This window comes from Vibrio azureus (genome assembly GCF_002849855.1).
GTDB classification, from domain to species: domain Bacteria; phylum Pseudomonadota; class Gammaproteobacteria; order Enterobacterales; family Vibrionaceae; genus Vibrio; species Vibrio azureus.
The window spans coordinates 1,878,755-1,897,627 of the sequence record NZ_CP018616.1; the positions used below are offsets into that span (position 1 = coordinate 1,878,755).

The 18,873-nt window shown below is 38.8% G+C and carries 22 protein-coding genes; 1 reads left to right on the forward strand and 21 read right to left on the reverse strand.

The annotated features are described in order from the left end of the window. Positions 1 to 4 precede the first annotated feature (4 nt). The 3 genes from BS333_RS08490 to BS333_RS08500 all read right to left on the reverse strand — a co-directional run bounded on the left by BS333_RS08490 (position 5) and on the right by BS333_RS08500 (position 3,973). Entirely contained in the window at positions 5 to 826 is an 822-nt protein-coding gene (locus tag BS333_RS08490; protein ID WP_021709140.1) for a TauD/TfdA dioxygenase family protein, read from the reverse strand. Between the two features lie 296 nt (positions 827 to 1,122). Beyond that, positions 1,123 to 2,445, reverse strand: a complete 1,323-nt coding sequence (locus BS333_RS08495; protein WP_021709141.1) for a CoA-disulfide reductase — start codon at positions 2,443 to 2,445, stop codon at positions 1,123 to 1,125. Between the two features lie 121 nt (positions 2,446 to 2,566). Next, entirely contained in the window at positions 2,567 to 3,973 is a 1,407-nt protein-coding gene (locus BS333_RS08500; RefSeq protein ID WP_021709142.1) for a cation:dicarboxylate symporter family transporter, read from the reverse strand. A gap of 428 nt (positions 3,974 to 4,401) precedes the next feature. On the opposite strand from BS333_RS08500, the gene BS333_RS08505 reads away from it, so the two are divergent. Continuing rightward, a complete protein-coding gene (locus tag BS333_RS08505) occupies positions 4,402 to 5,304 on the forward strand; it encodes a 1-aminocyclopropane-1-carboxylate deaminase/D-cysteine desulfhydrase (protein ID WP_021709143.1) in 903 nt (300 codons plus the stop codon). A 53-nt stretch (positions 5,305 to 5,357) separates the two neighbouring features. Here BS333_RS08505 and BS333_RS08510 read toward each other — a convergent pair whose 3' ends face one another. The 18 genes from BS333_RS08510 to BS333_RS08595 all read right to left on the reverse strand — a co-directional run bounded on the left by BS333_RS08510 (position 5,358) and on the right by BS333_RS08595 (position 18,873). After that, complete coding sequence (locus BS333_RS08510) at positions 5,358 to 6,128, reverse strand: phospholipase A (RefSeq protein WP_021709144.1); 771 nt, start codon at positions 6,126 to 6,128, stop codon at positions 5,358 to 5,360. A 549-nt stretch (positions 6,129 to 6,677) separates the two neighbouring features. Beyond that, the gene (locus BS333_RS08515) at positions 6,678 to 7,055 is read right to left on the reverse strand and encodes a type III secretion system chaperone family protein (protein WP_021709145.1); all 378 of its coding nucleotides are present in this window, start codon (positions 7,053 to 7,055) and stop codon (positions 6,678 to 6,680) included. A gap of 113 nt (positions 7,056 to 7,168) precedes the next feature. Next, positions 7,169 to 7,402, reverse strand: a complete 234-nt coding sequence (locus tag BS333_RS08520) for a flagellar biosynthetic protein FliQ (RefSeq protein ID WP_021709146.1) — start codon at positions 7,400 to 7,402, stop codon at positions 7,169 to 7,171. After that, positions 7,389 to 8,693, reverse strand: coding sequence for a hypothetical protein (locus BS333_RS08525; RefSeq protein ID WP_021709147.1), 1,305 nt, complete (start codon positions 8,691 to 8,693; stop codon positions 7,389 to 7,391). The genes BS333_RS08520 and BS333_RS08525 overlap by 14 nt, the downstream gene beginning before the upstream one ends. Further along, the gene (locus BS333_RS08530; RefSeq protein ID WP_021709148.1) at positions 8,690 to 9,091 is read right to left on the reverse strand and encodes a hypothetical protein; all 402 of its coding nucleotides are present in this window, start codon (positions 9,089 to 9,091) and stop codon (positions 8,690 to 8,692) included. Before BS333_RS08530 ends, BS333_RS08525 begins: the two co-directional genes overlap by 4 nt. After that, complete coding sequence (vscN2, locus tag BS333_RS08535) at positions 9,045 to 10,307, reverse strand: type III secretion system ATPase VscN2 (protein WP_021709149.1); 1,263 nt, start codon at positions 10,305 to 10,307, stop codon at positions 9,045 to 9,047. The genes BS333_RS08530 and vscN2 overlap by 47 nt, the downstream gene beginning before the upstream one ends. Then, on the reverse strand, positions 10,307 to 11,773 hold the full coding sequence (locus tag BS333_RS08540) for a secretin N-terminal domain-containing protein (protein WP_021709150.1): 1,467 nt from the start codon (positions 11,771 to 11,773) through the stop codon (positions 10,307 to 10,309). The genes vscN2 and BS333_RS08540 overlap by 1 nt, the downstream gene beginning before the upstream one ends. Continuing rightward, complete coding sequence (locus BS333_RS08545; RefSeq protein ID WP_021709151.1) at positions 11,763 to 12,047, reverse strand: hypothetical protein; 285 nt, start codon at positions 12,045 to 12,047, stop codon at positions 11,763 to 11,765. Before BS333_RS08545 ends, BS333_RS08540 begins: the two co-directional genes overlap by 11 nt. Then, on the reverse strand, positions 12,040 to 12,717 hold the full coding sequence (locus BS333_RS08550; RefSeq protein ID WP_021709152.1) for a hypothetical protein: 678 nt from the start codon (positions 12,715 to 12,717) through the stop codon (positions 12,040 to 12,042). The genes BS333_RS08545 and BS333_RS08550 overlap by 8 nt, the downstream gene beginning before the upstream one ends. 1 nt (position 12,718) lies before the next feature. Next, on the reverse strand, positions 12,719 to 13,402 hold the full coding sequence (locus BS333_RS08555; protein ID WP_021709153.1) for an EscR/YscR/HrcR family type III secretion system export apparatus protein: 684 nt from the start codon (positions 13,400 to 13,402) through the stop codon (positions 12,719 to 12,721). Positions 13,403 to 13,453: 51 nt separating this feature from the next. Further along, positions 13,454 to 13,744, reverse strand: a complete 291-nt coding sequence (locus BS333_RS08560; RefSeq protein ID WP_021709154.1) for a hypothetical protein — start codon at positions 13,742 to 13,744, stop codon at positions 13,454 to 13,456. 176 nt (positions 13,745 to 13,920) lie between these two features. Further along, on the reverse strand, positions 13,921 to 14,445 hold the full coding sequence (locus BS333_RS08565; RefSeq protein ID WP_033003551.1) for a winged helix-turn-helix domain-containing protein: 525 nt from the start codon (positions 14,443 to 14,445) through the stop codon (positions 13,921 to 13,923). 329 nt (positions 14,446 to 14,774) lie between these two features. Beyond that, positions 14,775 to 14,987 carry a FliM/FliN family flagellar motor switch protein gene (locus BS333_RS08570; RefSeq protein ID WP_021709156.1) on the reverse strand — a complete coding sequence of 71 codons (213 nt, stop codon included), beginning with the start codon at positions 14,985 to 14,987 and terminating at the stop codon, positions 14,775 to 14,777. 3 nt (positions 14,988 to 14,990) lie between these two features. Next, a complete protein-coding gene (locus BS333_RS08575; RefSeq protein ID WP_021709157.1) occupies positions 14,991 to 15,668 on the reverse strand; it encodes a hypothetical protein in 678 nt (225 codons plus the stop codon). Between the two features lie 12 nt (positions 15,669 to 15,680). Then, complete coding sequence (locus tag BS333_RS08580; RefSeq protein ID WP_021709158.1) at positions 15,681 to 16,685, reverse strand: hypothetical protein; 1,005 nt, start codon at positions 16,683 to 16,685, stop codon at positions 15,681 to 15,683. A gap of 1 nt (position 16,686) precedes the next feature. Next, positions 16,687 to 17,067 (reverse strand): hypothetical protein, encoded by a 381-nt coding sequence (locus BS333_RS08585; RefSeq protein WP_021709159.1) that lies wholly within the window; start codon positions 17,065 to 17,067, stop codon positions 16,687 to 16,689. Then, positions 17,064 to 17,846 (reverse strand): OmpA family protein, encoded by a 783-nt coding sequence (locus BS333_RS08590; protein WP_021709160.1) that lies wholly within the window; start codon positions 17,844 to 17,846, stop codon positions 17,064 to 17,066. Before BS333_RS08590 ends, BS333_RS08585 begins: the two co-directional genes overlap by 4 nt. Continuing rightward, the gene (locus BS333_RS08595) at positions 17,824 to 18,873 is read right to left on the reverse strand and encodes an EscU/YscU/HrcU family type III secretion system export apparatus switch protein (protein WP_021709161.1); all 1,050 of its coding nucleotides are present in this window, start codon (positions 18,871 to 18,873) and stop codon (positions 17,824 to 17,826) included. Before BS333_RS08595 ends, BS333_RS08590 begins: the two co-directional genes overlap by 23 nt.

The window sequence follows — 18,873 nt, forward strand, 5'->3', positions numbered from 1 at the left end:
TGGGTTACTTGGATATAAATGTTACTCGATGCATCTTTCTTGGTGTATCACCATAATCGATCACGGCATAGTGTTGTGTGACACGGTTATCCCAGATAGCCAAGGCCCCTTTTTTCCATTTATAACGCACTTGAAACTCTGGTTGACGTGCTCGTGCGAATAACTCATTCAACAGCGCTTGGCTCTCATGGCGATTAATCCCTTCAATATAGCGTGTGAACTGTTCATTAATGTACAGCGTTTCTTTTCCCGTCTCTGGGTGAGTTTGTACCATTGGGTGAGCGACCGCAGGGTTGGCTTGAGCAATGTCCACCAACTTTTTCTGCCATTCATATCGAATGTTTTTATGTGATTCACTTTCTAGATCCACTAAAGAGTGTACTGCCCTTAGCTTTCTGAGCTTATCTTGAGTCACTTTGTCTAGTGATTCAAACACGGCCGTCATAGAACACCATATCGTGTCACCACCTACATCGGGTATGTGTTGGGCATGTAACAGCGATCCTTTTGAAGGTTCACTTCGCCAAGTGAGATCGGTATGCCATTGGCTTTCTACTGGTGCATGACCCGGAATGGTTTCAATCACACTGATTTGCGGAGCATCCGGAACATTCGGAAAGAAAGGGTGCGGTGGTTCGAGCTGACCAAATCGTTCTGCAAGACGTAAATGGTGTTCTGCTGAGAGAGATTCAGCATCGACAAAGATTACCTGATATTCTAAAAATGCTTGATACAAAGCATCCAGCTCTCTAGCGCTACTTTGCGTTAAATCGATACCATCAACATAAGCACCGATATTTGGTGTTATCGCTCGAATCTCTAACATAGCTTGCTCTGTTCTAATAGCATAACTTCTTCCCCTAGTAACATAGTTCTCTCTGTCCCAAATAGACGAAGCGGATATACCCAAGTGACCTTAAGGTGCTTGGGTATCTATCAATTAACGATAATGATTTAATTTTCCCGCCTCAATCAAATGATATTACTATCAGAAATAGGGGTATGAAAAGAACTGAAAAGGAATGTTATAGAATAAAACTTTCTTTATATGAATATACCCAAATGACCTCAAGATGCTTGATTCAATAACATACTAACCAAAGGCAAACGCTCCCTCTCATTTTACTTCGCAACATTACCAGCAACATTAAGCGCATCCCAAGTACGGGCAAAAGGCGGTGCATAACAGAAGTCCAAATAGCCTAATTGTTGTGTGGTCATTTTCGCCGTGATGGCAACCGCCAGTGCATTAATTCGTCCAACTGCCCCTTTCTTACCAACGATTTCGCCTCCCAATAGCACATGACTGTCTGGGTGATAAACTAGCTTGATTTTGATGTCTTCTTGCCCTGGATAGTAATCCGTTTGGTTTTTGTCTGAGATAGAAGAGGCTTTGACCTTTAAATGATGCTCTTGTGCCAATCTTTCAGAAATACCAGTGCATGCTAACTCATAATCCAACACCTTCAAACACGATGAGCCCAAGAAACCGGCCATATAAGTGTCTTTTCCTGCTAGCTTGTCCGCGATCATTCGTGCTTGCTTATTGGCTGTTGTTGCAAGAGGAACATAAACGGACTGACCAAGCGCTAAATGGTGCACCACGGCACAATCACCCACAGCCAAAATATGCGGATCGTCGGTTGTGCCAAACTCATCAACTAACAAGGCTCCATTAGGGGCTTTCGCCAAATTAAAAGCACCAGTATTTGGTTGAAAGCCTAATGACAAAACCACAACGTCGGCTTGTATTTCACCTTGGTCGGTCATGATCAAGTAACCTCCTTGTTCGCCATCACGAATAGTAGTGACACGACAGCCAGTTTTGAGATCTGCCCCGCTCTCTCTGATTGCACTCTCCACTTCTTCGATCATTTCAGGGCTGAACTGTTTACTCATTAAGTGATGCTCACGCTCAATAATGGTCACTTGCTTTCCCAACCCATGAGCAGCATCAAATACCTCAAGACCAATAAAACCGCCACCAATCACACAAATACGCTGATTCTCTGGATCACTCAGTGCTGTTTTCAGCGCTAATCCATCAGATAAGCTGGTGAGCGTAAAAACATTATCAGGTTTAAATTCACCAAAAAACGGAATAATGGGCGTCGCCCCTGTAGCGATAACCAAAACGTCATAAAACAACTCACTCACTTGATTATCTTTACGAAGAGTAATGCACTTATTTTGACGGTCCAATGCCAACATTTCAGTTTCAATACGAACATCCAAGCCCGACTGATTCGCTTGCTCTGGCGTGCGAGAGATCATCCTTTCAGTATCATCGAACATACCACCAGCGAAATAAGGCAACCCACACGCACCAAAAGAAATATAATCGCGACGATCCAAAACAATCACATCATCCGAAGGCTGATTACGCTTATATTTTGCCGCAAAGCTCATACCTGCAGCACTTCCACCAACAACAACGACTTTCATATTTCCAACCTAATTTGACTTATTTTTATCATCACCGCGTAACACAATCGGTTACGCGGTTTTTGAAACCCGATGGCTTTTATAAGCTTGGGTATACATGTTTTAACTTGCTAGAGCCGCCCTAAACGGTCGCTTCTTTTGCTTTAGTCACCTCAATATCAGCATTGTATTGTTCCAAGTTCAGTGAGCCATTTTTCTTGGATGTCACCACTCCTGATAGCATAGAGCCTGAGATATTAAGTGCAGTACGCGCCATATCAATTAATGCTTCGATAGAAACCAAAATCGCAACCACAGTGATATCTAACCCCATGATAGTCAGTACAGCAACCGCAGCAAACGTCGCCCCTCCGCCAACACCAGCAATACCAAATGAAGCAATGGTAATCACCACAACCAACTGTGCAATAAAGCTAAAGTCAACAGGCATTCCCATCACTTGAGCAGCCATAATCGCAAGCATTGCAGGATAAATTCCGGCACAACCATTCTGTCCAATGCTGGTACCAAACGTGGCTGACATATTCGCTGTCTCTTCATCCACTCCCAAGCGTTGAACCTGCGTTTCTACATTGAGTGGTATCGCTGCCATACTCGAACGAGAACCAAAACCAAACACCAAAACAGGCCAGATCTTTCTCATAAACTTAGTTGGGGAAAGGCCAAACATCGACACCATAACGAAGTGAATAGCAAACATAACACCAATAGCAGCATAACTTGCCACTAAAAAACGTCCCATTTCAGCAAGTGCAAACAAGTCATTGGTCATCATAAAAGTTGTCATCAAAGCAAACACGCCATAAGGTGTTAACTTAAGGATCTCTCGAACCATAGACAGCACCACTTCTTTCGCGGAATTGATGAAATCAACAAAGTTCTGCACCTTCTCTGGCTTACGATTTCTTACTTGTAAAATGCTGTAACCAAGGAACATGCCAAATAAGACCGTTGATAGCGTAGACGTTCTTTCCGACCCTGTTAGCATATCGAAAATATTGGTTGGTATTATCGCCAACACCATGCCAGTGAATCCACTATTGGTCATGGCATCCTGAGTTGCGATTAAAGTATCACCACGTGCTTCAATGGCACTATTAGAGCCGATAGTGCTGACTAAAGCATTAGCATCAATACCAAACAGATAAATACTGGCAATACCAATACCCGCAGATACCGCACAAGTCACCAATAATACGCCGATAATTTTGGGCGCAATACGCGATAGTGCACCACCACCTTGTACATTCATGATCGATGAGATCATCGCAACAAATACAAGTGGTATAACGATCATTTGCAGTAACTTGATGTAACCTTTACCAAATACCGAAATCAGTGCTTCAAAGCCTGCTGTCTCTGAACTACCGACACCAAATACAAGCTGAATAATTCCGCCAAATAATAGCCCTGCAGCCAAGGCACTCAGAACACGAAAATTAAAGCTTTTCTTTTGTTTTTTGAAATTTGCAAGCAATGCATAAAACCCAAAGAACAGTACCGCCAACCCAATAAATGAAACGTTCATGAGAATCTCCTATTGATACCCATTCATAGGCCATATTTTCAGGGCCAAAAATGAAACTTTACGGCCTGAATCTACTGCTTAGTCACCGATCAATCAATATGATATCCTGTTTAATATTTTAATATCAGAGATAAAAAACACCTAAAAGCGAGAGATAAAGTAGAATATAGGGAGTGAAAATTAGATTTTAATCACGAAAAAATGAGGGTTAAATCATCAATATAGGCGACACATCAAGATTTCATGACCGGAATAGAAAAGCGACTTTTAATGATCTAAGACAAATAAATAGGCAAGAAAAATAAGTCAACATCACTTGTCATAAATCGTCTCTTCAATCGTAATTTTCTAGATTTTGGTCTTCATATCACGCTACACTGTGTCGCTTTTTCTCTATAAGGCCGCTCCATAAAGCGCGTAATCAATTGATGACTCTAAGTGACAGCCCAGTAACCCAGCACCAGTTCAATGGACAGCCCTTTTTCCTCAAACGAGACGATCTCCTACATGCTCATTTTTCCGGTAATAAAGCACGTAAGTTCATGTCTTTGCTGGAAACGCCTCCTCTAGGAATAAACACCTTGGTTAGCTATGGCTCAGCTCAATCGAATGCAATGTATTCACTCGCTGCGCTTGCACGGCTAAAAAGCTGGAAATTTGAATATTATGTACAACAAATCCCTAACTGGTTAAAACACAACCCTATTGGTAACTATCGAGCTGCACTTGAGCTCGGTATGGACATCATTTCCTTACACAGTCTTCAAGTTGACCTCCACCCAAAAAATTACGTAGAGGGAATAAAAGAAAACGATGATTCCGTATTATTCGTACCCGAGGGTGGATACTCGAGTATGTCTGAGCAAGGTATCAAACAACTTGCGCTAGAAATCTTAAATTGGTCAGCCCAACAGCACATTCCCTCCTCTTCTTTGGTCATAGCCTTACCGTCAGGAACAGGAACAACATCATTATATTTAAGTAAATATCTTCAACCCCATGGTATTGAAGTACTGACTTGTGCTTGTGTTGGAGGAGATGCGTACCTTACCGAGCAATTCAATCTTTTAGAAACAACCCATCACCCAACCATCCTATCTGTACGAACAAAGCATCATTTTGGCCGCTTATATCAAAGTGATTACACGGTCTGGTCTGAACTATACAAGCAAACACAAGTCGAGTTCGATCTGCTTTATGACCCTTATATGTGGCTATGCCTAAAACCTTGGTTGGAAACAAATCGCCATAAGACCCTACTCTATATCCATCAAGGAGGAATAGTAGGTAACGAGTCTATGCTGCCAAGATATCAACGCAAATTTGGCTAAACATACCCAAGTAACCTGAGGGTGCCTGGGTATATAGACTTAGCATTAAGGTATTAGAAGTCAAAGGCGAAACCGATGCCCGCTGCCGTTTCATCAAAGTTATAATTTGATATGGTTAAACCGTAACCTGTTTCTACTTTCATATAACCACGTAAGCCTTGGTAAACAGGGAAGTCCCACGACATACGATAAAAGCCATTCTGCCAATCCTTAGTCAAAATATTACCCGCGGTCAGCTTGATAATACTGTTGCTATCAGGGCGCCAACCAAGCTGAATTTCTCCATGACCAAGGAAGTCAACAATATCCGGGTTATATTTATTATCACCGACATCAATCCAAGGTTTGAAGCGAATAAAGCCAGAGCGTAATTGCCACTGAACATCCATATAGAGTCGGTTCCAACTCACCTCTACCTGACCACCCGCTCCATTAGACTGATGCTCAAACCCAAAAGACCACTGCCAACGTAGGTTGTCCCAACGATAGAAGATTTCTGGGTTATATTGATTATCACGAAAGTATGCAGAATCATCATACGCCTCCCAGTTAGAACGCTGAGTATACGCAACGAATAAGCCATGTGGCCCACTCGATAATAATTTGTATTTCATGCTCAGTTGAAATTGAACAAATAAATCTTTTGCGGCGTGACCATTTGGGTTTAGTGGTTTAAACCGATTTTGATTCACATCTGACTCCCAATAAGCAGGGAGCAAGTAATTATCATGGTGTGCTGAGAAACGACCATAGTTGGCCATGGCATGACCAGACAGCATTAAACCCAAAATAGATGTATAAGCTAACCCTTTCAATGTGAGCATAATAATCCTTTAAATAATCTTACACTTTAAGACAATGACAATAAGAAACTGACCCTCTCAATGAGGCCCAGCCTCTATGAAAAAGCCGCCAAGTAAACAGAACAAATACATTAACATTGTGATATTCCAGACATTCATCTGTTTTCTTGCCTTATAAAGTTTAGGCGTTATCTGACAAACAACGAGCTGATAAGGCTATTTTTTCTTACTAACCATGCTTCATGACTGCCACTATCGACAGACATTTCCTTTTTAATAATCAGTTTTGATAGTGCAAAGCACTAAAGAAAATTGTATGAGCGAATTCATGCATGTTGTCACAAGAAAAAGGTAGAGTTTGAGACGCCCTAAGTGCTGCAGCGTGTAATAAGGGAAGACAAAGGGGAAAGATAGGGAAAAAGAAAGAAATGCATCTGTAACAATAACAGAAGATACGCCCATCCAAGGAGACGACCCTGATACCCAATCTAACGATGATCACCGTCAATCGAGCCAATAAAACAAGGTCGTTTTCATACTGATAAAATTTTAGGCAACTCAAATTGTCGCTTAAGATTTGATGCAATGTACTGCTTTATTAAATAACATCAACTTATCAGCGAGCTGCCTTTCAACAGTTGCTATATTTACTTCCCACTCAGACAGCATAATCAGCTTATCTTTTGTGGTATTCATAAATACTTGCTCATCCGATACCAGTAAATCCATGAGTTTTGCTGCTTTAAGAGATAGAACACGTCGATCACGTAAAGGAATCTCAACAAATGCTTGAATACTCTTTTCATTCAACGAAATAAAAATTTCCTCGCCACCGACCAATTCAATCGCGATAGGCTGATCACCTTCGATTCTTGACAGCATGTTTGCGGGGACACCTAAATTTTCTACCAAGGTTTTGTACGCGATTTCTCGTAGCTTTTTCAACATTAACTCCTATGGACTTTCTTGATTTTAATTATGTTTTAATTGTAATTTTTAATGTACCCAAATGAACTCAAGATGCTCGATTCAGAGCGAGGTTACTTGGGCATAACTTATTGTTATAACTGCTGGAACAGTAAGTGAAATTGATCATAAATACTTCCGCCAACCTGAGTCAGCAAAATGATAAACACCACTAACTTTGCTGCCATAGGCAACCCAGGATCTTGGACGCTAAACACCGTCTGAAGTAGGCCAACCACCACACCTGTTATTACAAAGCTCACGGAAAAGATAATGATCGCATCCTTTACAATAGTTAAGCAGGCAGCCGTCACATCAAGTACGGTCATTGTACTCCTCCATAAAATTAGTCATCTGATGCTCTACAAATTCAAACAGGTAGTATTTGTTGCGAAACAGAACTCGATAGCTGTTCATTTGTGGATATTGCCAGAACATTTCTGGAGCCAAATCGTAATTTGTGCGCGCCATTCCCGCGACAGGTATCAGGGTTTGTAATGCAACAGTAGAAGGTACTGTCAGCCCTCTTTCAATCGTAACTTTTGATGCCTCTGTAAACATATTTATAGAAGAAAGAGGGATATTTCTAACTTCTGAAGATGAACGCTCCGTAATACTGGTAAGACTATTGACTGAACTATGCACCTGATTTGAAACACTTTCCATCTTAGGCAATCTAGTCTGCGGCACCGTCTCTGCCATCTTACTCTCAGCCTTGTTGACACCATTACGACTGAGTGTCTGTGAATGAAGCAAATGGGTTTTATTTAGAGTCAAAGATGAAGCAACACGTTCAGCCACATTTGATGCACTGGTATTATTCTTCGTCAGTAGACTATTACTCTGTACTTCATTTTTAGCCAAAGGTGAAGCGACACGTTCAGCCTCATTTGATGCTCTGGTATTTTTCTTCGGCAGTAGACTATTACTTTTTGCTAAGTTTTTAGTCAAAGGTGGGATGACGTGTTCAGCCATGTTTGCTGCCGAGCTTAACGGTTTTGCATTCATGACACTTCTCTTGCCGGAGCCATTGATAAGCGAAGTCTTGGGTTGAACAGTTGCCATCCCGAGACGACCATTTAATTCATGAGTAAGATGGCCTTTCTTCACAGCAACTTGATTGGTCACGTCTTGTTGAGGAAGTGTATTAACAGTCATTGGAGCATTACCCAACAAGTGATTTAACTTCGCCTCAACAGGCATCGTGTTTAACGATGTATGCAAGCGAGAACGTGGTAATCTGACATTTTGTAGAGTGACTTTATTTAAAGTAAGTTTGTCATAGCCAATACCCGATAGCTCTAGGCCCTGATGCTTCCTATTGACGTTTTTCTGTCCCGTCAATGCTTCAACCAAAACAGTCTTTGTGGTCAACGGTGCATGCTGTTCACGTTTAACTGCTTGGTTAAAAGCAGCAAGAGGAAGTATATTCAGCTCACTATTACGAGGTATTTCCTTGAATGCAGGAACATCCGCTTCGGTTTCTAATTCTTGTTGATCAAATTGAAAAAACTTATCTAAATCAGAATTACTCACTTCATTAAAGTGTGGGTCTAGCTCAAACTCCTCATCACAACTCACCGTAGAACGGCTAGTGATGGCTATTAATTCATTCATCATGACTTTTCATACCTCATCTGTTCACGAAGCTCAGCAAGCGCATCTTTTCGTTTTTCTAATCTTCGCTTTTCAGCTTCCACTTCTGTGATTTGCGAAGCCAATTCTTGTGCATCTTGTTGTTTTATAGAAGCATCAAAAAAAAGAGACTCTATCGCCGATTTAGTGCTTTCTCGGCGCATAAACAGCCGACTTAAAGCATTGGGTTCGTTTACGACATTGATACTTTTTAAATACTGCTGTTGTCGTTCAATTTGATGCCATTTATCTTCAATGACATCTAATAAATCCTGATACTGCTTTCGAAGAGTAACGAGTCTTCTCTGTTTCTTGCCGATACGAATATCGACAATATCAATAAGCTGACCAAATTCCTTCCATTTCTTGGAGGGTTTCCTCATACTCCACTCCATCAAACCCTTGTTTTAAGAAAGACATAATGTGGGGGTAACGATCAATGGCCTCATCGGTGTCTAAATCATTCCCTTTTTCGTATTCTCCTACTCGAATCAACAATTCAACATTGAAATAACGATACACCATGTCTTTTATTCGCTCTGAAAGCTCTACGTAGTATTTGTTCTGCACTTTATTTTGTAATCGACTTTTGCTTTTTAATACATCGATCGCAGGGTAACGGCCTGTTGAAGCAATGGTCGTAGAATAAACTAAGTGACCATCAATCAAGGATTTAACTTCATGTGCGATGGGGTCATCATCGATCTCTTTTTCGATGAGAACGGTAAAGATTCCGGTGACTGAGCCATGAATCGAATTACCACAACTTTCAACTAGGCGAGATAGCGCCAATGAAACACCAATGGGTATTCCACCTTGGATGGGCGTGTTATCTAACATAGCTTGAGCGCGAGCAAAACGAGTGAGTGAGTCAAAATACAACACCACTTTTTTACCCTGTTCCATATAATGCCGGGCAAGGGAAACAGCGACCAAACCTGAGCGTACCTTCTCTAAAGGATTCGCTTCTGAAGTGGATACAATGGTAATGGACTTCTGGATCACTTCAGGACCGATTTCCCCTTCAAGAAACTCCACCACTTCACGAGCACGTTCTCCAATCATGGCAAAAATAACCACATCAGCATCCATGTTATTAGCCATAATAGAAACGGTCGTTGTCTTACCTGCCCCGGCGGGAGCGAATAAACCTAAACGTTGTCCTTCTCCAATGGTAAAAAGGCCGTCGATAATCTTAAGTTTGGTTGGAAAAACGGTTTCAATCGGAGCACGAACGTGAAGAGGAATCGGCTCTACTGCAATAGGTAAATCGTGAAATTGGCCATCCTGCTCAAGATAACTCTCACCATAAATGGATTCGCCATAGCAATTAATAACTTTACCGACTAAAGCATCCTCATTTAGAGGAAAGCAAAAACGACGCGGCGTAATTTCTACTCGGCCACCGCGTTGAACAGATCCAGGTTGCAAGAGCTTAATTTCGACTCTAGATCCAGCAATTTTCATTACTTCACCGCGAATGCGTTCACCCGTGACCGTGTGGATAAAGCACTCTTGTCCAACGAAAGTGTCAATAGAAACCTGACAAATTATCGTATCTTGGTAAGACTCTTTGACCTTAAAAAAATGCGTTAACATTAGTCAATCACCTTGAAAGAGATTGATACATAACGTTTATACTTTTGCTTACTTTCGTTAGTGCTTTTAAAAAGCTCACCTAAAAGTGGAATACTAGAAAGTATTGGAACACCGGATTCTGTTTTTTGAGTGATGGTATTATCAAAACCACCAAGAATAACCGTTTGCTGAGGGCGGATATAAACTTCAGACTGCAATGATTGGGAACTTACCCTTGGCGGTTGAGAATTATTTCCATCTCCATCACCGCTATCATTTAAGGACTCTTCGACATATTCAATTTTGGCTTGTACATCACCAGAAGGAAGTAGTCGACCAGTAACATAAAGACTATTATCGGCAGAGATTTCCTGTGTCTTCACTTCCTTATCAGAAATCAAAGTAATGGTTGCGGTATCCTTTTTACCAAATTTTCCTTGCTGGTTTTCGAGAATAAGCAAATTGGTTTCATAAACCCCACGGGCTAAACCATTAGAAGACAGCGCCTGAAAGTTTTGTAAGAAATCTATGGTCTCCATAAAAGGGGGAACCACAACATCATAAACACCACGACTGCCATTTAGCCAAGCACTGTCAATACCTAAATTCTCAGTTCTTGTTACAGCAATATCATAGACTTTGAGTGAAAATAATAATTGTTGACGCTTAATATCAATTAGAGCGGCAATTCGTTTTGCCAACCTTACTTCTTCGGGAGTACCACGAATAAGAATCGCATTAGAACCTGGTAATGGTTGCACTTTAGACGTATCATCTTGCTCGTCAAGTTGCTGCTTATCCCCATTACTTAATTTCACTTTATAGGCTTTTTGCAGAACTTCATCGTCACTAACATTTTGAAATTGTCCAAGGTTTAAGATTGCAGATGAAATTAGAGTGACCGCCCCCGGAAATAAAACATTACCATCAAAAGTCGCGATCTGACGATCGAAAACAGAAAGATAATGGAAATTAATTCTTGCTAGTTCAAGATTGTTACCATTTTCCAGAAATTGATTTTTATCAACCATGGTTGCATAACCCACGGCATCATTGACAAACTGACGTGTACCGGACAATAAAATAGAATTGCCGCGCTCAACCAACTTTACTTTTGTCGTCATGTTTGTCTTAAAGTTTTGTTTCAGTTCTTTGAGCAATGTTTTAGGGGCAATATTACGAGGCTTAAAAACATAATTTATATAAGCCTGACCTGACTGCACTGTCAGGGTCCCACCATACACATACCAATCAAAATCATAGACTTCAGACAATTTTCTTAATAAATTAGGCCCATCACCTGATAAAGTTTGAGTGATTAGTTGACGTTCTGTAGCACTATCAAAATCCTCGGACAATTTAACTTGCATGTCTTTTGCAATGGCTTTAAGGGCACCTTGTAAATTTATACCTTGCTGTTTAATGAAGACCTCCGCTTGAGTTAGGGCAGAGAAAAACAATAAAAAAACTAATAATTTATATTTCATTAAATATCTCTTTTAAGCGTTGTTGATCTAACTTCATTCTTTGAATTACCTCATTCATTATTGCACCACTGATAATAACATTAATGGTATCTTGCTCTGAAAGAATCAACTCAGAAACCACTTCATCAGAAGGAGGATTGTCTTCATTTACATTTGAAAACTCACTCAAATATTGATTGTTTTTCTCTATTTTTTCAGCTGTTAACTCAAAATCAGATTTTACCGATGAATGTTCAGTTGTTAAAAGGGAGTGGCTCATATCAATTCTAGTCATAACCTACCTTTGTCATCATTTGTTTAAAAACATAAAACTGGTCATGTAAAAACCAGAGGTTTAATAGAATAATTACAACTATCGCCTTTATATTTGGTGTTACAAAAAGCGATAGCGATGCCTTTTTGAAGAAAAGATCAACATAACCACAACAAATTGTTATTGCTAGCAAAATAATTATGTATTTACCTGAAACAACAACCATCATCGTAAGGCTATCTGTAATAAGGAAAAAAAACTGTTCGAAATCTAAAGTTGAATCTCCACTGTAAGAGATAGAATCAATAATAGGCCTAAACAGCAAACCATCCTGCAGTGCATAAATTAAGAAAGTCAAACTGCTGATCTTTGCTAATGCTTCCGATTCATCAGTAAAACGTTTATCTTGTACTGACTGCTCATTAAGCAAAAGTAGCTGTTGAATAACACTGCCTACCGTTCCACTAAGCCAGTAAGGAACAGATGAAATAAAAGCAAAAATTAGAATAGACAACACCCAACCAAACGTAGGAAGCTGTGTTAATTGCTCTACATCAATAAATATCGCAAACGCTATCGATATTGCAAGACAGGTAACATTATCTAAATATAGCCTTGTCGGATTGTAAATTTTCAAGAAAAAGAAGAAACCTGCAAAGAGTAGCCAATCAGGAAACAATAAATTTTCCATACTAACCAAGCGCCCTAAACAATAGTGTCCAACTATCCGAAAAGTAGAATACAGCTAATTTAACTGGAGTAGAAATAACCGTAGGTGATAACATCGTCATACCAACACCACTCAGCACAACAGCAATAAGAAAGTCAATACTAACAAAGACCATATATAGTTTTAACCCCAACTCAAAGCCTTTGTATAAATCAAAAATCAGATTACCTAAAAAGTATTTGAATTTATCATTTTCTTCATCAAAGTTAATCGGTATATCGATCATACTAGTCAGTTTATTGGTTTTTTCCACTGCGCGTTCAAGTAATTCTGGGAAAAAATCAAAGATATTACTAGCCAAATAATACATTGTGATATTTTCAGGTAATTCTTTTTCAGGCGTCAAATCAAGCGGTAACGATAAAGTCTCTTGCTGCTGTGAAAAGTAGGGTTTTACCCTCTCAATACCCGGTTTAATATCAGGCCAAATGCTATTAAGAGCCATGAGTGCAGCGAGCAAATTCACGACGATGGTCGGTGGTATTTGTTGTGTCCCAACTGCATTTTTTATAATATTAAGAACTATATTATATTTTACAAATCCAGAAAAACAGATAAAAAATACGGTTGAAAGTAAAACGAGGACTAGAATTATAACTAGATTTGCACCAGAAAACGGATTACTTGGACTAAGCAACTCAATCATAAAAGTACTTTAATTCGTAAAAACATGGGCTGAGTAATCAGCCCTAGATTATTAAATATTTCTTACCGCAGCAAGTATTGAGTCTTTAATACCTTTTAAAGTGCTTGTTCCGGTTTGCACAATAATACTCTGGTTTGCCATTTTTTGTTGAAGAGTTACTGCATCTGTAGTGCTCATTCCACCATTAGCATCCGAGTTGTCTTTTAGCCACTTTTCTATATCGGCATCAGCTGCACTTATTTGTGCCTCGAAAATATCTGACACTTCGTTTGTTGTTACTTCACCATCATCATTTACCGTAACTGGTTGTCCCGCTGGTTTAGTTGATCCACCTGCTGGCATAATCTCACCTCATATTAATATTTAAGAAGAATCTTTTGAAATTTAGCTTATTTACACATAATGAAAAAGTGAAAATCCATGATTTTTAACATGACTGAGTTTTCCATCTTTTTTCCATTTTTGACGCATCTAGTTGGACTCAGAATCAACATGACATGTATAAGAAGTTAATATTACTATTTTAAAAATAGCATAATACTGATCGTAATAATCGAGGCTAATAAAGCTGCTGAAAAAAGCATGGTAAACCAAAAACTCCCTTTAACAGAAGCACTGATCGCTTCATTTTTCGCACTAATATAGGAAGGATGAATTGTACTTTTAGTACTGCTTACAATGCTTTTAATAGCTAATGTCGGGATTTCTTCAGACGAAAGTTGATCGGTAAATTCTCCATCTAGAATCAACATATAGCCTTCTTTAGGTACTGTTTTTATCTCACAAGCCAGTTCATTGAAAAGTGTTAGTGACTTACGTAAATTTGAAATTGCTTTGGTAAGAGATGTTTCACTAACAAGGACACGTCCCCACACCTGTTCATGGATTTCATCTTTGCTCAGGATATGGTTACTTCGTTCACAAAGTAGCTTTAATATTGCAGCTTCACGTCCACCCAGATTAACAACATGGTCGGAGGCTACGATCTCACGCTTTAGAACGTCAAAAATCACCTGATTTCCCAATACGTAATTTCTTTCCACAATTCACCCCTGCATTCAATGATTTATGTTGCTTTGTTATTTCTGTTAACATCTCCTGGTAAGTCAAATAACTCATTAAAATAGATATTTAACTTCATAATAAAGAGAGCGGCGGCTTTAAAAGGCGACTTCAATAGACATAAGGCCATGTGCTCAATCCTTAAAATAGAGAAGATATAATAATAAAAAATTATGTACTAATTATTGACAAAAGCAATGAAACGAAATGAAAAAACGGTTAAAAAAAATCAAGAATAATATAAAAAAAAATCAAATGGCCAAAAAATAATTTTTCACATTTATTTTTTTTTGGCCATTATTCACAAGAATTATTTTTCTTTGTTTATATTATCAACTGAAACGCAAAACTGATCATCAATTTTAACAAGTGTTCCTGTCGCAATAAGCTCATTTCCACTTTTCAGCATGACTTCAGATTGGACAAAGTCTGACAGAGGTTTAATCTGACCTTTATGTAATTGATTTAATTCTTCTAATGTCATTGTAGTATGTCCAACGACAACATCGACTGCAATCTTCATCAATTACCTCTGTGCCATTGAGACCATGAAACGGTGAAGATCACGAATCTCTTCTTGAATTGATGTAATGGTCGTCATCTTATTGCTAAATTCTTGCTCTCTTGTATCAAGGTCTACTTTGATTTTATCGCAAAATGAAGTAATTCGTGTGCTAAATTCCTGTAACTGACCGTAGGTAAGCTCATTAACTTTATTGCCCTTGTTAGCGACATCCCATATAGTTTTTTCATCAACACCTAATTTAGCAATTTCAGCATTTATTTTTCCTATAATATCTTCATGCCCAATAGGTTCATAATCATCTTGTTTATTAGGATCAAGATTAGGAAGCATATCACCTTTAATAAGGCTCCATAATTTATTTATTTCAGCAATCGCTTTCGAATTTCTCTGTATAATATTAGCTATATCCTCTGCAGCTTGGTTTTGAGCTGCAAAGTACTTATCCAACAACTCTTCAACAAGAAATAAAGGGTCTTTAAGCCCTGGGGTAAAGAGTTCTTTACGTGCAGTTTCTGGGGCTTCCTTTACTGCACTTTTAAGCACTTCACTATTTTTTAGTTTTTCTTTAATGTAATTATCTACCTTCATTATTTGGGAAGGTGAGTACTCTGACATATCAAGGCAGGCACTTTTGCCATCAAGTATTGGGTTAGTCATTATATTAGTAGACTGAGACATTATATCTTCCTATTATCGATTAATAAAATATACACGGGTATTTTGATTATCTTTAAAAATAACTTTATCTCGTGATATTGATTGAATGACACCAAGGTGAGGGACAGTACTACCTTCCCAATAACGTCCTTGTTGATCATAAATATAACGACCGGATGTGGTCGAATAAAAAATGGAATAAGGAAACTCACTTGTTGGAATGTTTTCTGACCTAGTATCATTTGATCTTAGTTGCTTAACTAATGAACCTAATCCCGCTCTATTAAGCGTTTGCGCTGCTTCAGCATAATCAGAAACAAACCAATATCCATTTTGTTGACTGAACATTAATCCACGTTCACCAAACAAACGCATAATTTGATTATCTTCTTCGTAGGTATCGATATAAATTTTATCTCTATCTTCTTGAGCAACTAACTTTCCTTTTATATGCTTGCCTGAATAAGAAGAAACGAGATCGATATCAAACTGAGTAGTCCGAAGGTATTGATCAGATTCAATTAATTGAAGGTTATCTCGCCAATAATCTGGAAGCTGTTGCAATATAGATTTATCAAAAATATGAAGTTTTCCATCTTTGATAAAACCAGTATTTAATTGCTTCAGATATCCTCCAAGCGAAGCCTGCTGCTGACTTTGAAGAAAAGTAAAGCCACCATAAACCAGCCCTATGTTCAATAATAAACTTAGAGCTAATATAGGTGCATATTGGATAGATCGTAAACGACGAAGCCGTGGTGATCTGTTGCCCTCTTGGAATAAGAAAAAGCGTAACCCTTTAAAGGTATAGATTCGGTTAGCAACCAGCTTTTTCGGTTTATCGCCACGAAGCAGGCCTTTTACTATACAAACTTGGTTTTCAACTGCAAAATCTAATCCAGCATTACTAGGTAAATATTCCGGAACCGAAAGTTGATTTTCCTTTGTAACTTCCTTGTTGCCTGTCAGGCAGAAAGTATTCTGTAACGGAATAGAGACACCATGCAAGTGGCCATCAACAAACTCAATCAACCACATATTACTCTATCTCATCATGTAAAAAAGTGGTTTGAACTACAAACTCATTCAATAAACGAAGTAATTCTTGAGGATGTTCTGGTAATAAAACGTGACGAATATACTCATATTCTCCCTCATTTATTTGGGCAATATACCCATCCGCAGTAAGTTTGAAATCCGTGTTCAGTTTAAGAGCCTGAATTGCATCTAATGACGACGTATCCAGCTTAGTGATAAGCAATATTTGACCTTTTAGCCCTAGGCGCTCACCATTCTCAACTCTAACCGAACACTGATCAAATCGACAAACCAATGCACTATCACCAGCAAGTTGCAGGCTTCCTGCATTACTCAATTGAGTAAATTCATTAATCAACAGGTAAAACTTTCTATTTGTCATATTGTTTTTAATTTAACCTCTATCATAAAACGTCGCTGAGTCACTCGTTGTTGTTTCGTTTTTCGGCCATTTTCAACACTTCCTCTAATAACAATTGGGACGTTTCTTAGTCCTTCCTCTATTAAAAAGTTGCGTGTTACTTTCGCTCTTTGATCTGCTAATTTGCGATTCATCGGGTAATTGCCTGATGAATCGGCGATGCCATATACCGTCACTTGTTCGATCGGCCATTTTTGCAGCTCTGTGATCAACGTAATTAAGGTATTCTGAGCACGACTGGTGAGACGAGTTTCATTCACAAAGAATAAATCTTCAAACTTAAGCATCAAACTTGAATCATTGGTAATGCTCTTACTTATACCGAAAGACGTGTACCACTTCTGATCAGTAAATGCTTTTGCTTTCCATGAATCAATATCATAAGCTTTACTTTGATTAGGATTAATAATGTTAGTTCTTGCCAAATAATCCTTGTTGCAATTTTTAACTTCTGTCAGGCCATAAGTATTCAGATTGGCAATGTAGAATCGGTTTCTCTCTGTCGGCTGGGCGATTTCAACACAAGCCTTATAGTGAGGTGAACCATCAGAATATTCAGGCTCTTGGCGAACCCAAAATTCCATATTATCAGCATCTGCAACTTCTGCGATGACCAAATTATACACATCAGGCTGCCAGTCGTAGTCGAGGATCACATTGTCATCTCGGATTTGATTACTGCAAGCAGAAAGCGTCACTAGAAAAGCTAAAGAGAGACTAATTTTTTTTATCTTGTTCATTTTTTTGATACTTTTTCAAGGCAGATATAATCATAGCAACTTCTTGATAAAACTCTTTGGGTATAAAGTCTTCACCATGTTTCATTTTATGATAGAAGGCTCGGGCTAAAGGTTTATGTTCAATGATTGGTACTTTCATTCTTTTCAGACGCACTTTTTCCTCTTGAGCAAGTGAGTCTGTAGATATTTTCAACACTACAGGTGCTTTATCAATATCACGTTCATAACAAATGGGAATCAAAATATGAGTTGGATTCGCCAATGCAAAAGTTGGTTTTCTTCCTTTCGTAATCGGAGCTTCCATTACCTCTCGCATTAACCGCTTTCGCTCTGATTTAACTTCAGGCGAACCTTCCGTCTCTTTCATTTCATTTTTCATTTCGGTAAACGTCATGCGATTTTTTTTCTCAAAGTGATATTTTTCAACTAAGAAATCCACACAACCAACACTCACGCCATAAACAAAAAACATAAGAGTCACTAATAACACGTAAAACAAGAGGTTATATATAAAAAAACTGCGATTGTTAATTTCTTTAAGGGTATGGAGTTCAGTTCCTGCAACATCAGAAATATATTTAAGTAGAAACAGAAGAAAAGTTAGCTCCAGAACTTTACGCAAAGAACGAGACATCGCCTCAATGCCGAAAATATTTTTAAAACCAGTAACTGGATGTAATTTTTCAATTTTCACTCCCAGAGCTTCCGTACTGATGACATTTTTATTGATGACTACCCAGTTAATGACTGCCATAATCATTTTGACCAACACCAAGCTACCAATAACAATACCGATCAAAGAAATCATCAGGTCGTAGCCAACACGTACATCGGAATACAGTATTTCTTCCATCCAATAGTCTGCATTCTCAAACAAAACGTACATGACACCGATAAACACAATTGCAAAAACCAGTAATTCAAATGTGGGTTCTGCCAGCTCAGTTTTAGGAAACTGTCCTTTCTTTTTAAGATCGCGCAGTTTCTTTTCGGTCGGAGGGTATTTTTTCGGTTCTGAAGACTCCAT

What these genes read in the sequence shown, in the direction of transcription:
- BS333_RS08490 (WP_021709140.1), bottom strand. Translation starts at nt 826, where the DNA reads ATGTTAGAGATTCGAGCGATAACACCAAATATCGGTGCTTATGTTGAT.
- BS333_RS08495 (WP_021709141.1), bottom strand. Translation starts at nt 2,445, where the DNA reads ATGAAAGTCGTTGTTGTTGGTGGAAGTGCTGCAGGTATGAGCTTTGCG.
- BS333_RS08500 (WP_021709142.1), bottom strand. Translation starts at nt 3,973, where the DNA reads ATGAACGTTTCATTTATTGGGTTGGCGGTACTGTTCTTTGGGTTTTAT.
- BS333_RS08505 (WP_021709143.1), top strand. Translation starts at nt 4,402, where the DNA reads ATGACTCTAAGTGACAGCCCAGTAACCCAGCACCAGTTCAATGGACAG.
- BS333_RS08510 (WP_021709144.1), bottom strand. Translation starts at nt 6,128, where the DNA reads ATGCTCACATTGAAAGGGTTAGCTTATACATCTATTTTGGGTTTAATG.
- BS333_RS08515 (WP_021709145.1), bottom strand. Translation starts at nt 7,055, where the DNA reads ATGTTGAAAAAGCTACGAGAAATCGCGTACAAAACCTTGGTAGAAAAT.
- BS333_RS08520 (WP_021709146.1), bottom strand. Translation starts at nt 7,402, where the DNA reads ATGACCGTACTTGATGTGACGGCTGCCTGCTTAACTATTGTAAAGGAT.
- BS333_RS08525 (WP_021709147.1), bottom strand. Translation starts at nt 8,693, where the DNA reads ATGATGAATGAATTAATAGCCATCACTAGCCGTTCTACGGTGAGTTGT.
- BS333_RS08530 (WP_021709148.1), bottom strand. Translation starts at nt 9,091, where the DNA reads ATGAGGAAACCCTCCAAGAAATGGAAGGAATTTGGTCAGCTTATTGAT.
- vscN2 (WP_021709149.1), bottom strand. Translation starts at nt 10,307, where the DNA reads ATGTTAACGCATTTTTTTAAGGTCAAAGAGTCTTACCAAGATACGATA.
- BS333_RS08540 (WP_021709150.1), bottom strand. Translation starts at nt 11,773, where the DNA reads ATGAAATATAAATTATTAGTTTTTTTATTGTTTTTCTCTGCCCTAACT.
- BS333_RS08545 (WP_021709151.1), bottom strand. Translation starts at nt 12,047, where the DNA reads ATGACTAGAATTGATATGAGCCACTCCCTTTTAACAACTGAACATTCA.
- BS333_RS08550 (WP_021709152.1), bottom strand. Translation starts at nt 12,717, where the DNA reads ATGGAAAATTTATTGTTTCCTGATTGGCTACTCTTTGCAGGTTTCTTC.
- BS333_RS08555 (WP_021709153.1), bottom strand. Translation starts at nt 13,402, where the DNA reads ATGATTGAGTTGCTTAGTCCAAGTAATCCGTTTTCTGGTGCAAATCTA.
- BS333_RS08560 (WP_021709154.1), bottom strand. Translation starts at nt 13,744, where the DNA reads ATGCCAGCAGGTGGATCAACTAAACCAGCGGGACAACCAGTTACGGTA.
- BS333_RS08570 (WP_021709156.1), bottom strand. Translation starts at nt 14,987, where the DNA reads ATGAAGATTGCAGTCGATGTTGTCGTTGGACATACTACAATGACATTA.
- BS333_RS08575 (WP_021709157.1), bottom strand. Translation starts at nt 15,668, where the DNA reads ATGTCTCAGTCTACTAATATAATGACTAACCCAATACTTGATGGCAAA.
- BS333_RS08580 (WP_021709158.1), bottom strand. Translation starts at nt 16,685, where the DNA reads ATGTGGTTGATTGAGTTTGTTGATGGCCACTTGCATGGTGTCTCTATT.
- BS333_RS08585 (WP_021709159.1), bottom strand. Translation starts at nt 17,067, where the DNA reads ATGACAAATAGAAAGTTTTACCTGTTGATTAATGAATTTACTCAATTG.
- BS333_RS08590 (WP_021709160.1), bottom strand. Translation starts at nt 17,846, where the DNA reads ATGAACAAGATAAAAAAAATTAGTCTCTCTTTAGCTTTTCTAGTGACG.
- BS333_RS08595 (WP_021709161.1), bottom strand. Translation starts at nt 18,873, where the DNA reads ATGGAGTCTTCAGAACCGAAAAAATACCCTCCGACCGAAAAGAAACTG.